Annotated in this window: 13 protein-coding genes; 7 read left to right on the top strand and 6 right to left on the bottom strand. The window is 71.8% G+C overall.

Translation table 11 applies throughout. The annotated features are described in order from the left end of the window. Positions 1-19 precede the first annotated feature (19 nt). The 3 genes from modA (at position 20) to IEJ02_RS24415 (ending at position 3,116) form a co-directional block, all read left to right on the top strand. Positions 20-889, top strand: coding sequence for a molybdate ABC transporter substrate-binding protein (gene modA / locus IEJ02_RS24425; protein ID WP_191066824.1), 870 nt, complete (start codon positions 20-22; stop codon positions 887-889). Between the two features lie 281 nt (positions 890-1,170). Beyond that, the gene (locus tag IEJ02_RS24420; RefSeq protein WP_191066870.1) at positions 1,171-1,995 is read left to right on the top strand and encodes an ABC transporter permease; all 825 of its coding nucleotides are present in this window, start codon (positions 1,171-1,173) and stop codon (positions 1,993-1,995) included. A 20-nt stretch (positions 1,996-2,015) separates the two neighbouring features. Beyond that, positions 2,016-3,116 (top strand): ABC transporter ATP-binding protein, encoded by a 1,101-nt coding sequence (locus IEJ02_RS24415; RefSeq protein WP_191066869.1) that lies wholly within the window; start codon positions 2,016-2,018, stop codon positions 3,114-3,116. 8 nt (positions 3,117-3,124) lie between these two features. Here the strand turns inward: IEJ02_RS24415 and IEJ02_RS24410 are convergent, their stop codons facing one another. Both IEJ02_RS24410 and IEJ02_RS24405 read right to left on the bottom strand, forming a co-directional pair. Next, positions 3,125-3,613, bottom strand: a complete 489-nt coding sequence (locus IEJ02_RS24410; RefSeq protein WP_191066823.1) for a hypothetical protein — start codon at positions 3,611-3,613, stop codon at positions 3,125-3,127. An 801-nt stretch (positions 3,614-4,414) separates the two neighbouring features. Beyond that, positions 4,415-5,011 carry a hypothetical protein gene (locus IEJ02_RS24405; RefSeq protein ID WP_223864336.1) on the bottom strand — a complete coding sequence of 199 codons (597 nt, stop codon included), beginning with the start codon at positions 5,009-5,011 and terminating at the stop codon, positions 4,415-4,417. A gap of 165 nt (positions 5,012-5,176) precedes the next feature. On the opposite strand from IEJ02_RS24405, the gene IEJ02_RS24400 reads away from it, so the two are divergent. Genes IEJ02_RS24400 through IEJ02_RS24390 form a run of 3 tightly spaced genes read left to right on the top strand, consistent with a single transcriptional unit; the run spans position 5,177 to position 7,964 of the window. Further along, positions 5,177-6,637 carry an NsdA family TPR-like regulatory protein gene (locus tag IEJ02_RS24400; protein WP_191066821.1) on the top strand — a complete coding sequence of 487 codons (1,461 nt, stop codon included), beginning with the start codon at positions 5,177-5,179 and terminating at the stop codon, positions 6,635-6,637. A 19-nt stretch (positions 6,638-6,656) separates the two neighbouring features. Beyond that, positions 6,657-7,163, top strand: a complete 507-nt coding sequence (locus tag IEJ02_RS24395; protein WP_191066820.1) for a hypothetical protein — start codon at positions 6,657-6,659, stop codon at positions 7,161-7,163. Between the two features lie 30 nt (positions 7,164-7,193). Further along, a complete protein-coding gene (locus tag IEJ02_RS24390; RefSeq protein WP_191066819.1) occupies positions 7,194-7,964 on the top strand; it encodes a hypothetical protein in 771 nt (256 codons plus the stop codon). 25 nt (positions 7,965-7,989) lie between these two features. On the opposite strand, the gene IEJ02_RS24385 is transcribed toward IEJ02_RS24390, so the two are convergent. After that, the gene (locus IEJ02_RS24385) at positions 7,990-9,060 is read right to left on the bottom strand and encodes an alkene reductase (protein ID WP_191066818.1); all 1,071 of its coding nucleotides are present in this window, start codon (positions 9,058-9,060) and stop codon (positions 7,990-7,992) included. A gap of 243 nt (positions 9,061-9,303) precedes the next feature. Between IEJ02_RS24385 and IEJ02_RS24380 the strand changes: the two genes are divergently transcribed. After that, a complete protein-coding gene (locus IEJ02_RS24380) occupies positions 9,304-9,855 on the top strand; it encodes a MarR family winged helix-turn-helix transcriptional regulator (protein WP_191066817.1) in 552 nt (183 codons plus the stop codon). 191 nt (positions 9,856-10,046) lie between these two features. Here the strand turns inward: IEJ02_RS24380 and IEJ02_RS24375 are convergent, their stop codons facing one another. The 3 genes from IEJ02_RS24375 to IEJ02_RS24365 all read right to left on the bottom strand — a co-directional run bounded on the left by IEJ02_RS24375 (position 10,047) and on the right by IEJ02_RS24365 (position 12,799). After that, positions 10,047-10,955 carry an aminoglycoside phosphotransferase family protein gene (locus IEJ02_RS24375; protein ID WP_191066816.1) on the bottom strand — a complete coding sequence of 303 codons (909 nt, stop codon included), beginning with the start codon at positions 10,953-10,955 and terminating at the stop codon, positions 10,047-10,049. Between the two features lie 38 nt (positions 10,956-10,993). After that, on the bottom strand, positions 10,994-11,647 hold the full coding sequence (locus tag IEJ02_RS24370) for a class I SAM-dependent methyltransferase (RefSeq protein ID WP_191066815.1): 654 nt from the start codon (positions 11,645-11,647) through the stop codon (positions 10,994-10,996). A 138-nt stretch (positions 11,648-11,785) separates the two neighbouring features. Further along, the gene (locus tag IEJ02_RS24365; protein WP_191066814.1) at positions 11,786-12,799 is read right to left on the bottom strand and encodes a zinc-dependent alcohol dehydrogenase family protein; all 1,014 of its coding nucleotides are present in this window, start codon (positions 12,797-12,799) and stop codon (positions 11,786-11,788) included. Between the last annotated feature and the right edge of the window lie 10 nt (positions 12,800-12,809).

The raw sequence follows: 12,809 nt of genomic DNA, 5'->3' as shown, positions 1-12,809 counted from the left end.
AGAGGGAGGGACAGACCCCATGACGACCCGTTCCGTATCCGGTTCCGGATCCCGACCCCGACCCCGTTGGACACTCCGTGTGGTGGGCGGTGTCGCGCTCGCCGCCATGGTGCTCACCGCCTGCTCCTCCGGCGACTCCGGCGACTCCAACGACTCCGGTGACTCCTCCAAGAAGTCCGGCTCCGGTTCCTCCTCTTCCTCCTCCGAGAAGCTGTCCGGCACGGTGACCGTGTTCGCGGCGGCCTCGCTGAAGGAGAGCTTCACCGCGCTGGGCAAGACCTTCGAGAAGGAGCACCCCGGCACCAAGGTCGCCTTCAACTTCGGCGGCAGCGACGCCCTCGCGGCCAGCATCACCTCCGGCGCGCCCGCCGACGTCTTCGCCGCCGCGAGCCCGAAGACCATGAAGACCGTCACCGACGCCAAGGACGCGAAGGGCACCCCGGTCACCTTCGTCCGCAACCAGCTCGAGATCGCGACCCTCCCGGGCAATCCGAAGAAGATCAAGACGCTCAAGGACCTCACCCGCTCCGGGCTGAAGGTCGCGCTGTGCGCCAAGGAGGTGCCGTGCGGCGCGGCGGCGCAGAAGGCGCTGACCGCGGCCAAACTCAAGCTCACTCCGGTCTCGTACGAGCAGGACGTCAAGGGCGCGCTGACCAAGGTGCAGTTGAAGGAGGTGGACGCCTCCGTCGTCTACAAGACCGATGTGAAGGCGGCGGGCGGCAAGGTCGCGGGCGTGGAGTTCCCCGAGTCGGAGCAGGCCATCAACGACTATCCGATCGCCCCGCTGAAGAACGCCCAGAACGCGGAGGCGGCCACGGCCTTCATCGCCCTGGTGAAGTCCGCACAGGGCCAGAAGGTGCTCGGCCAGGCCGGTTTCCTCAAGCCGTGACGGAGCGGAACGCTGAGGCTGAGCGGAACGCCGGGGCGGAACCAGGGGCCGGGCCGGGGCCCGGGGCCGAGCCGAAGGCCACGACCGGGCCGAACGCCGCAGCCGGGCCGGACACCGCAGCCAGGCCGAAGGCCACGACCGGGCCGAACGCCGGAGCCAGGCCGAACGCCGCAGCCAGGCCGAAGGCCACGACCGAGCCGAACGCCGGAGCCAGGCCGGACGCCGGAGCCGGGCCGAACGCCGGAGCCGAGCCAGAGGGGACAACCAGCCCCCCGGAGGTCCTGGGCAGCGCCACACGGCGACGACGCCCCGGCACCTCCCGCCGCCGCGCGGGCGTCCCGCTGCCGCTGCTGCTCCCCGCCCTCGGCGGCCTGGTCTTCCTGGTGCTTCCGTTGGTCGCGCTGCTGGTCCGCGCGCCCTGGCGGAGCCTGCCCGACCAGCTGACCAGCGTCGCGGTGTGGCAGGCGCTCCGGCTCTCGCTGATCACCGCGACCGCCGCCACCGCCGTGGCACTGGTGCTGGGCGTGCCCCTGGCCTGGCTGCTGGCCCGTGCCCGCTTCCCCGGCCGCCGGCTGCTGCGCGCCCTGGTGACCCTGCCGCTGGTGCTGCCGCCGGTGGTGGGCGGTGTGGCGCTGCTGCTCGCGCTGGGCCGTAACGGGATCGTGGGCCGCTGGCTGGACTCGGCGTTCGGCGTGACCCTGCCGTTCACCACGGCGGGGGTGGTGGTCGCGGAGGCGTTCGTGGCGATGCCATTCCTCGTGATCAGCGTCGAGGGCACACTGAGGGCCGCCGATCCGCGCTACGAGGAGGCCGCCACCACCCTCGGCGCCTCGCGCTTCACCGCGTTCCGGCGCGTCACCCTGCCGATGGTCGCGCCCGGTGTGGCCGCGGGCGCGGTGCTGGCCTGGGCGCGGGCGCTGGGCGAGTTCGGCGCCACGATCACCTTCGCGGGCAACTTCCCAGGCCGTACGCAGACGATGCCGCTGTCGGTCTATCTCGCGCTGCAGAGCGACCCGGCCGCCGCCATCGCGCTGAGCCTCGTCCTCCTCGCCGTCTCGATCGCGGTCCTGGCCGGGCTGCGCGACCGCTGGATGGCCGCCTCATGACCGATCCGGATGGCCGCCTCATGACCAACACGGACACCTCCCCCACCGAGGAGGCCGCGCCGCACACCGACGGCCTCGACGCCCGGCTCGTCGTCGACCGGGGCGGCTTCCGGCTCGACCTGAGGCTGACCGCCGCGCCCGGCGAGGTGGTCGCCCTGCTCGGGCCGAACGGCGCGGGCAAGACGACCGCGCTGCGCGCCCTGGCCGGGCTCACCCCGCTCACGGAGGGCGCGCTGCGGCTGGACGGCCGGACCCTGGAGGAGCCGTCGCATCGGCTGCGGACGCCGCCCGAACACCGCCCGGTCGGCGTCGTCTTCCAGGACTATCTGCTCTTCCCGCACCTCACCGCGCTGGACAACGTGGCGTTCGGCCCGCGCTGCCAGGGGGTGCCCAAGGCGGAGGCCCGCGCGCAGGCGGCCGAGTGGCTGGACCGGATGGGCCTGACCGACCGCGCGGGTGCCAAACCCCGCGCCCTGTCCGGCGGACAGGCCCAGCGGGTCGCCCTCGCCCGCGCCCTGGCCACCCGCCCCCGGCTGCTCCTGCTGGACGAACCACTGGCCGCGCTCGACGCCCGCACCCGCCTCGACGTACGCGCCGGACTCCGCCGCCACCTGGCCGACTTCGAGGCGGTGGCCGTGCTGGTCACCCATGACCCGCTGGACGCGATGGTGCTGGCCGACCGGCTCGTGGTCGTCGAGGACGGCCGTATCGTCCAGGAGGGCGCCCCGGCGGACATCTCCCGCCGCCCCCGCACCGACTACATCGCCAGCCTCGTCGGCCTCAACCTCTACCAGGGCCGCGCCGACGGCCACACCGTGGCGCTCGACGGCGGCACCACCATCACCACCACCGAGGACCTCACCGGCCCGGTCTTCGTCGCCTTCCCACCCGCCGCGGTCACCCTCCACCGCGACCGCCCCGACTCCAGCGCGCGCAACCTGTGGCGGCTGGAGGTGGCCGGGATGGAGTCCCACGGCGACCAGATCCGCGTCGACCTCACCGGCGAACTCCCCCTCCTGGCCGACCTCACGACGGCGGCGGTAGCCGAACTGTCCCTCCACCCGGGCGGCACTGTCTGGGCCACGCTGAAGGCCACCCAGACCCACGCATACCCGGCGTAAGCCGCGCATCAGCCCATCGGGCAGGGGATCGTCGGGCGGATGCGGTTCGGGCTGCACGCGACGACCTGGACCGAGGCGAATCCGGTGCCACGCAGATACCAGCCGCCTACGACATCCCCGCCCCACCTGAGCCGCTCCTCCGCCGCCGCGAACCACTCGGCCTGCCGGGAGGGGTCCTTGTCGTGGCCGGTGAGGAAGGACGGGCTCAATTCGCTGATCTGGTCTCTGTACCAGGCGGAGGCTTTGTCCGGTGCCTCGAAGGTGGCCTTGATCATTCTGGCTGGGCGGAGCAGCCAGTGCGGTACCTCCAGTGGGGGCACGTCGCTCGCCATGAAGGCGGGGCTGGCCGACGAGACCTGTTTCCACTCCTGAGGCGAGATGTCCCGTACGACGAGGTGCGGCGGCCGCCGGACGGACTCGTCGTCGTAGGTGCGGCGCTCTCCGGTCCAGCGGTAGCAGTGCCAGTGGGCGGGCATGGGTGGGGGTGGTGCGGTCATCCTTGGTACCTCCCGAGTAGTGGGAGCAGCCCACCCCGGCCGGGTGGGGACCCAGCCGAGGGGGCCGCCGTTACCTGGGGCGCCGACCGCCGACTACCTCGTGTACTGGCGTCCGTCGTCCGAGTCGCCGGGTGTCCGACCGCTCGGTGACGGGGCGTCCGTGTCCGGCATCGTGTCGCCGTCTTCCGGGTCTTGGCGGACAACGACATGCTGTAATCGCATGGGGCCTCCTGAGTTCACGCGCAGGGGTGTCCCCGCGCGATGGCGCGGTGCTCGTCCCGGCCACTGGCCTGCAAGCGGGAGGCCGGGGCGAGCCTTGCTGGATGGAACTCCGGTCCACGGTCTCGGCCGGGGTCCCTTCACCCCTGCCTTGCCGGCGCCCGCGTCGGCGCATGCCGACCGGCAGGGGGTCTTGGAGGGCGGGCCGCCGGCGGCGAAGCCCGTCCGGGGCGGGGGAGTCCCGGAGCGTCAGCGGCCCACCTGGTCTATGGCGCCGGGGTTCCGGCGATGCACACGAAGACGACGAGTGCCAGCAATGCTGCGATCGCGCTGAACAGCAGGCACAAGCGAGCGGCATGGAAGACGAATAGCGCGGTTCGCTCGGCCACAGCCTGTCGGCGGTGCCTCATGCCGCACCGCTTGACCGCGCCTGCCGCATGGCCCCCTCGTAGGCGCGCAACAGCCGCTCGCCCGTCTCACATCCCGCACCGGGCGTCCGGCAGGCTAGGCAGTCTGCGGCATGCTCGATGGCCGTACGCCACGCCTCGTCGGCGAACGGGTCCTCGGCTGAATGGCTGCTCGTCACCGGTTCCTGCCCCGCTGGAGTACGCGGCGCATGGCGGCAGCCTGGGTCACCGCGTCGCCTGGGTAGCTGCTGACGTGCCTCGGGCAGACGTAGAGGGTAGGGCTGGCGACGCTGCCGCTGTGCTCAACCGGCACGGGAATCGGCTCGTCAGTGGGGAATTGGCAGCGGTAGCAGAGTTGGCGGCCCTCAGGCGCTCGTCCGTATTCGGCGCGGTCGGCTTCGGCCAGTGCTTCCCACAGTTGCCAGGGGTGGGTCAGGTAGCGGTCGGCCGAAAGGGGCACGCGCCAGTGGGTGCCGGGCCCCTCGGTCCGGGAGGCGGGGGGTACGCCGAGGTAGATGGCCTCGTCGACGAGCTTGGTGAGGACGTGGACCTGACGGAGGTGCCAGCTCCTCGCGGAGTCCTTTTCGACCAGCCAGTACAGGATCCCGTAGGTGTCCTGAATGACGGCACCGGATGTGTTGCCGAGCCGGGCGAGGGCGCCCTCGCCGATCGTGGGGGCAGCACGGATGGCGTCCCACCATTCGCCGACCAGTAACGCTTCGACGTCCTGAGTGTTCGGCGGAGTCCATGGCAGGATTTGGGGATTTGTCATCATGTTCGCCCCATGTCATCGAAGAAGGTTCTTGGGCACACATCGAGATTGGCCGTGTGACCGTGATCACGGGATAACCGGCGGGTGTTACCGAGGCGGTAATACGCTCGTTCTCTGCTCGGTACGAACATTGCTTGCGCCTACGATCCACCGGAAGTTGGCACCATGGACGCCACCACACCCGGGCTGCTCGCTCCAGACGTCCTTGACCGGGATGACCTGCGCCGAGCCCTGGAAGAGCATGACTTCGCCGCAGCTTTCTCCTTGATTAAAAAGTGGGGTGGACTGTCCCAGAACCGGATCGCCGCAGCCTGCCAGCTCACGCCCGGCAAGGTATCCACGATCATGAACGGATCCAGCAGAGTCACTTCCATAGAGGTCATCCGTCGGATCTCGGATGGGCTGCGCATCCCGGGGCACCTCCTGGGTCTCGCGCCCCGACCGTGGGAGAGCGGGAACGCTGTACTGGACGAACAGCGGATGCCAGGCCCCGGCACCCGGCAACCGGGTACGGACGCCGTACCGTGGCGGCCAGACGCCACCACTGGCATGGCCGCTGATCTGACCAGGAGCGATCTTGTGATGGACCGCCGAGCCGCGACGCGTGCCCTAGCTGGCGCCGCCGTCACCGGCGCCCCACTTCTCGACGCCCTCGATGGCTGGCGCACACCGGCCGCCACCGATGACCGAGCGCGCCGCCCCGGCCGTCTGGGCGCACGTGAAGTGGAAGAACTGGAGTCCACCGCCCGCGCCTTCCGAAAGTGGGGTCGCACCGGCGGAGGAGGGCTCCGCAGGAAGGCGGTCGCCGGGCAGCTCGCCGAGGTAGCCGCCGCTCTCGACGAGCACCAGGCTCCGGTCATCGAACGGCGCCTCTACGGTGTCATGGCCCAGCTCGCGGGCACTGCGGCTTCTATGGCCTGGGATGTCGGTCAGCAGCGCCGCGCCCAGGACTACTACCGCCTGGCGCTCCGTGCAGCCCATGCGGGCGCTGACACCAGATTCGGTGCCAACGTGTTGGCTGGCATGGCTCGGCAGATGCTCTACCACGACCGGCCGCATGACGCCCTCGAACTGGTCCGCCTCGCCCAGGACGGAGCACGCCGAACAGCGGGCCCAAGGCTGCGGGCGATGCTCTACACACGAGAGGCGTGGGCCCTGGCTCGCATGGACCGGCCGTCCGGTTTCCGACGCGCAACTGGACAGGCTGCCGAAGCACTCAGTGACGCTGGAGGACCCGACAGCGAGCCTTACTGGATCGGCTACTTCGACGATGCCGAACTCGCCGGGGTCACCGGCGGCAGGCTCCTCGACATGGCCCGCTCCGACCCGCGTACCTACGCCGACCAAGCCGCCGACCACATCCGCAATGCCCTGGACCGGCGAGGCCCGGAGGCTGGACGCGGCCATGCTCTGGACTGGATTGGACTTGCTGAATGCGCCTTCCTGCTCGGCGACATCAGCAGCGCCGCCGACTACTCCCGTCGCGCTGTAGAGGTAGCGTCCGACCTCCTCTCCGGGCGCGTGCGCGCACAACTGGCGCAGCTGTACCCGTACACGGTAGGGGACGGCGTGCCAGGGGCTGTCGCCGAAGTACGCGCTAGCATCCGCACTCTGCTGACCACATGACGAGGAAGGCCACGCCCCGATGACGACGATCGCTGTGACCGGGCACATGGACCTCACCGACGCGTCGGTGCCGCTGGTCCGAGGTGAGCTGGACAAACTCCTGGCCGGCTACGACCCGGCCGGTCTGGTCGGTGTGTCATGCATCGCGAAGGGCAGCGACAGCGTGTTCGCCGAGGCGGTCCTGGCGGTCGGCGGGCGTCTGGTTGTGGTGATTCCGTCCCGGGACTACCGGCAGGCGAAGGTCAAGCCGGACCACACCGAGACCTTCGACCGTCTGGTGGAGGCCGCCGACGAGGTGCTGGTGATGCCGCACGAGACGGCGAACCGGCAGGCGTACGAGGCGGCGAACGCCGTGCTGCTGGAGCGGGCCGATCGGCTGATGGCGGTGTGGGACGGGCGGCCGCCCTCCGGCAAGGGCGGTGGTACGGCGGATGTGGTGGAGCAGGCGCGTGAGGCGGGCGTACCCGTCGACGTCGTCTGGCCGGACGGGGCGTCCCGCCGGGCGGGACACGCCTACCCGGCCTGAGCCGGGCCCGGTTGGGGCATGCTGGGGCACATGAGGCAGGGGGATCCCGGGGAGGGCGAGGGGTATTCGGGGCGGGCCGCGAGGCGGCGGGTCATCGTCGGCTCCGTGGTGAGCTGTGTGGCCATCGCGGTGGCCGTCACCCATGTGCTGGCGCCGGGCCTGAAGATAGACAGCGTCACCGTGGCGCTCCTGGTCGTGGCCGTCGTGCCCTGGTTGCGCGATCTGCTCGACAGCATCGAGTTGCCGGGTGGGTTCCGGCTGGAGTACGCGAAGGAGGTCGAGCGGCGCATCGAGGCCGCCGAGCGGATCGCCGACGCCGCCCTCGTGGGGAGCGGCGACGACGGACCCGAGGCCGACGGCGCCACGGCGCTGCGGGACGTGCGCCGACTGGCCGCCGAATACCTCGAGGTCCGTACGTCGATGGCCAGCGGGTCCGCCCGTACGCAGCGCATGAACGGCATCTTCGCCCGGCTGGTGCGCGCCACCCAGCGGCTCGCCGACCCCGACCTGGACGGCTGGCTCACCTCCCCGGACGGCGGGCTGCGCCTGGCCGCGTACGCGCGGCTGTACGCGGTGCCGGACGCGGACGCGCTGGCCGCCCTGACGGACGCCGCCGTGAAGGAGCCGCTCGCCTTCAGTCAGTACTGGGGCATCCACGCGCTCGACAAGGTCGTGGACGCCGTCGGGGTCGAGGACGTGCCGCCGGGGGTCGTCCGGCGCCTGGAGGACTGCCGGCCGCGCGGCAGCGACCGGGTGGCCCTGCTGCGGCGGCTGATCGCCAGGCTGCACGGCCTCCCGTAGCGGCGCTTGACGGCTGGGGCGTTGATCAGGCGGTGAGGGCGGGGTAGTCGGTGTAACCCCTGTGGTCGCCGCCGTAGAACGTGGCCGGGTCGGGGGTGTTGAACGGGCCGCTCGCGGCCAGTCGCCGCGGCAGGTCGGGGTTGGCCAGGAACAGCGCCCCGTACGCGACCATGTCCGCGGTTCCGTCCTCGATCAGCTTCAGCGCCTCGGGCCCGGTGGCGTCCGGGTGTGTGAACGGGTTGATGATGAACGCACCCGGCCACGACTTCCGCAGCCGCGCGGTCAGCTCGCGGTTCGGCCCCTCCAGCAGGTGGAGATAGGCCAGGTCCAGACCGGCGAGCCGGTCCAGCAGGGCGAGGTAGACCTCGTCCGGGGCCTCCTCGGCGATGTCGTTGTACGGGTTCCCGGGCGAGATCCGCAGGCCGACCCGGTGGCTGCCGATCGCCTCGGCCACGGCCGTGGTGACCTCGACGGCCAAGCGGATCCGGCCCTCGGTGTCGCCGCCCCAGCCATCCGCGCGCAGGTTGGAGTTGGGCGCGAGGAACTGGTGGATCAGATAGCCGTTCGCGCCGTGGATCTCCACGCCGTCGAACCCGGCCTCGACCGCGTTGCGCGCCGCCTCGGCGAAGTCGGCGATCGTCTGCCGGATGTCCGCCTCGCTCAGCTCCCTCGGCGTCACGAAGTCCTTCGGCCCCTCATGGGTGAAGACCTGGCCCTTGGCGGCCACCGCCGACGGTCCCACCGGCACCAGCCCGTCGGGTAGCAGGCTCGGGTGCCCGACCCGCCCGGTGTGCATCAGCTGCGCGAAGATCACGCCGCCCTCCCGGTGCACGGCGTCGGTCACCGTTCGCCACGCCCGCACCTGCCCGGCCGTGTGCAGGCCGGGGGTGTCGGGGTAGCCCTGGCCGACCGGCGAGGGCTGGATGCCCTCGGTGACGATCAGCCCGGCACTGGCGCGCTGCGCGTAGTACGTCGCCATCAGCTCGGTCGGCTCCGCGCCGGGCCCGAAGGCGCGGCTGCGGGTCATCGGGGCCATCGCGACGCGGTTGGCCAGGTGCTTGCCGCCGAGGACGATCGGATCGAAGGGGGTGGTCATGGTTCCTCCTTGGGTCTTGGGCCCTGGGCCCTGGGGCTTGGGCCTTTGGGTGGGTGATGCCTGTCTGAACAAGTAAATCACTTAGCCGAACAAGTAAATGCCGCGGAGCCATTCCTGGAGGTGGGTGTGAGGTAGGTTACATGCGTCTAGCTGCACTTATGTTGCTCGAAACCTAAAGCGCCGGGCGGGGAATGCTGGCTAGAAGGTAGACTTAACCTGCCCAAGCAGGAAAGTGAGGATGAGATGACGCACTCCACGCCGGAGGCCGGGAAGGGGCCTGCGGTGACGGGGCCTGCCGTGACCGGGCAGGAGGCCACCGTCCCGGTGCCGACCGCGGCCGGCGGCGGGCCGGTCAGTCACGCGATCTTCCGCCTGGCCCGGCTGCACCGCATGCTCGCCGGTCAGCTGCTGCGCCGTATCGGCCTGCATCCGGGCCAGGAGCTGGTCATGATGCATCTGTGGGAGCTCGGCCCGCAGCGCCAGACCGACCTGGTGCGGCTGCTGGACTCCGACGCCGCCACCATGACCCGCACCGTCCGGCGCCTGGAGCAGGCCGGTTTCGTCCGCCGCAGCCCCTCGCCCACCGACAAGCGCGCGACGATCATCGAACCCACGGTGGCCAGCCAGGCCCTGCGTCGCGAGGTCGAGCGGATCTGGAGCCAGTTGGAGGACATGTCGACGGCGGACCTCTCCGACGCCGAGCGTGCCGCGGCCCTACGCACGCTGGAGCGCCTGGAGGGCAACCTCGTCCAGGCCGCGACCGACTCCGCGGGGGCGGCGGAGACGGAGCGTTGACACCCCGCCGAACAGCTACGGGTCCGCCCGCCCCGCAAAGGGGCCGGGCGCAGACCCAAGCCGGGGCCCGGGGCGCAGACCCGGCGTGGGTCGGGGACGCAGGCGCAAGCCGGGGGCCGGGGGGCGGGGCGGAGTCCCGATTCGGGAAGGGGCGGGTTCCCCGGGAGCGTCGCCCTCGCCGTCCCGCCTGTTCAGGAGCGCGTGAGGCGTCGCAGCGCGGCGTGGGCGGGTGGGCCCCAGGTGCGCTTGCCGCCCGGACGGCCGTGGACGCCCGCCTCTCCGATGAGGATGCAGACGAGGGCCTTCAGCACCGCCCAGCCGCGGGCGCGGCGCCGGGTCGCCGCGTCCGGGGTCGGCTCATAGGCGTCGTAGAAGCGGTCGACGGCGCCGTCCGGCAACAGCATCCACCCGGCGGCGAGATCGCAGGCCGGATCGCCCGCACAGAGGTCGCCGAAGTCGATCACGCCGCAGAAGGTGCCGTCCTCGGTGAGGACGTTGGCCGGATGCAGATCGGCGTGCAGCCACAGTGCCGGACCCGTCCAGTGGGGCGCGGCGAGGGCGTCTTCCCAGACGGCGCGGACGGCGTCCGGGTCGGGGATCAGCCCCGACTCGGTGGCCGAGGCCAAAGACCGGGCGAACCCCTCGGCATGGTCGGTCAGCGGCCCTCCACGGTCGCGGCCGGTCGGCGCCCCGTCGGGGGCGGGCCGGTGAAGAGCGGTCAGGAACGCGGCCAGGGTGTCGGCCGCCTCCGCGGCGCGCGTGGCGGGGGCGCGGTCGGCGGGCGTTCCCGGCACCCAGGTGGTGACGATCCAGGGCCGCGGAAACCGCCCGGAGGGCTCGCCCAGGCGCTGCGGTACGGGGACGGGCAGGGGAAGGCGCGGGGCGAGAGCGGGAAGCCAGGCGTGCTCTTTGCGCAGCAGCGCGTCCGCGGACAGCGTCGCCCAGGGCAGCCGGACGGCGAGTTCGCCGCCGAGCCGCCACAATTGGTTGTCCCAGCCACGCGCGCCGAGCCGCACGGGGTGATCGGCCAGGTCGGGGTGCTGGTCGTGCAGCAGATCTCGAACCAGCTCCGCGGTGATCTCGATCTCGCTGTGCGTCATGCGGAGCCACGTTAGCCGACGGTGGCCTGCCCGTTTCCTCAGCCGGTGGCGGTCGGCGGTTCCGCGATGCCGACAAAGTGCCCGGCCATGGTCCGGATACGGGCCGACCACCCCAGAGCGGTGAGGTCGGCCGCGAGGGTCTGGGCATCGTGGAACACCTTCACGATGCGGTACTGGCTGCCGTCATCGAGTCGGCGCAGCGCCGCCGGGGCCGGTTGGTTCGGGAGGACTTCCTCATACGCGGCCGCTTCGGGGCCGTCGTCGATGAAGATCGCTTTGCCGCCCGGGGCGAGCGCGGCGGCGACGGTGTTCCAGAAGTCGGGCAACCGCGCCGGCGGGACATGGGAGAGCCAGAAGGCGAAGAACACGGTGTCGTAGCGGCGCGGCGGCCGCCACTCGAACAGGTCGGCCTCGACGAACCGGACGGAGGGGGATGCGGTGCGCGCCCGGGCGAGGGCCAGCACTTCGGTTGCCGCGTCGACGGCCGTCACCGAACGTGCCCGTGCGGCAAGCCTCGCGGTCCACTGGCCCGTGCCGCAGGCCAACTCCAGCACATCCCCGGTGATCGGGAGGTCATCGACGACAGTCAGCAATTCCCGCAGGGCTTCGTGCTCCCCGTAGGGCCGGTCGTATTCGGCCGCGCCGGCGCTGTAGTAGGCCCTCTGCTCTGCCAGGAGAGCGTCGTCGTCCATGCGGGGTCCGTACCTTTCCTCTCGTCCGAGGCCGGTCGCGGCGCAGCACGCCCAGCTCGCCGGCTTGGTTGCCGCGGACACCGTCGGCCTTCCCCTTTGGGCAAGGTCAAGAGCCGGCCCGTCAGGCGGCGTTCGTCGTCACTCGTCCGTGATGACCACCTTCCCGAAGTGCCCCCGCCCCGCGAAGTACCGGTACGCGGCGGGCGCCTCGGCGAAGGGGAAGGCGCGGTCGACGACGGGGCGCAGACGGTGGTGCTCGATCGCGCGGTTCATCTGCTCGAACATCTCCCGGCTGCCCACGAACATCCCCTGCAGCGTGACGCCCTTGAGCAGTACGGAGGACGGGTCGGCCCCGCCGCCCCGGGCCAGTACGCCGATGAGGCTGATCCGCCCGCCGACGCGTACGGCCTCCAGCGACTGCGGCAGGGTGCCCGCGCCGCCCACCTCCACCACGTGGTCGACGCCGCCGCCGGTCGCCTCGGCCACCAGGCGGCCCCAGTCGGGGGTGCGGGCGTAGTTGACGCCGTCCGTGGCGCCGAGCGAGCGCAGCCGCTCCAGCTTGGCGTCGTCGCTGGAGGTGGCGAGCACCCTCGCCCCACCGAGCGCGGCGAACTGGAGGGCGAACAGGGACACTCCGCCGCTGCCCAGGGTCAGCACCGTCTGGCCGGGGGCGAGTCCGCCGGTGACCGCCACCGCGTGCCAGGCGGTCACGGCGGCGCAGGGCAGCGTCGCGGTCTCGGTGAAGTCCAGATGGGCGGGGGCTGCGACCAGGGCCTCCTCGTCGAAGAGGACGTACTCCGCGAGCACCCCGTCCGCCGGGCCGCCCAGCGCGCCCGCCGTCTTCCGCGCGGCGGGCGGCCCGGAGAGCCAGCCGGGCATGAAGATCCCGGCGACCCGGTCGCCCTCCCGCCACCGGGTGACCTCGGAACCGGCGTCCACCACCTCGCCCGCGCCGTCGGACAGCGGTACGACATCGGGCTTCAGAGCACGTCCGTAGGCGTCCGACGCGATCATCAGATCCCGGTAGTTGAGCGACCAGGCCCGCATCCGGACCAGCACCTCGCGCGGCCCGGGGGCGGGCACCTCGCGCTCGTCCAGCCGGAGGGCGTCCACGCCGGTCAGGTGCGGCAGATGGTAGTAGCGCGTCTTCATCGCACCGTTC

The organism is Streptomyces sp. 5-10 (assembly GCF_014712245.1).
GTDB lineage: Bacteria > Actinomycetota > Actinomycetes > Streptomycetales > Streptomycetaceae > Streptomyces > Streptomyces violaceusniger.
The sequence above is the reverse complement of the archived record's forward strand: the minus strand, read 5'-3'. Positions and strand labels throughout refer to the sequence as shown.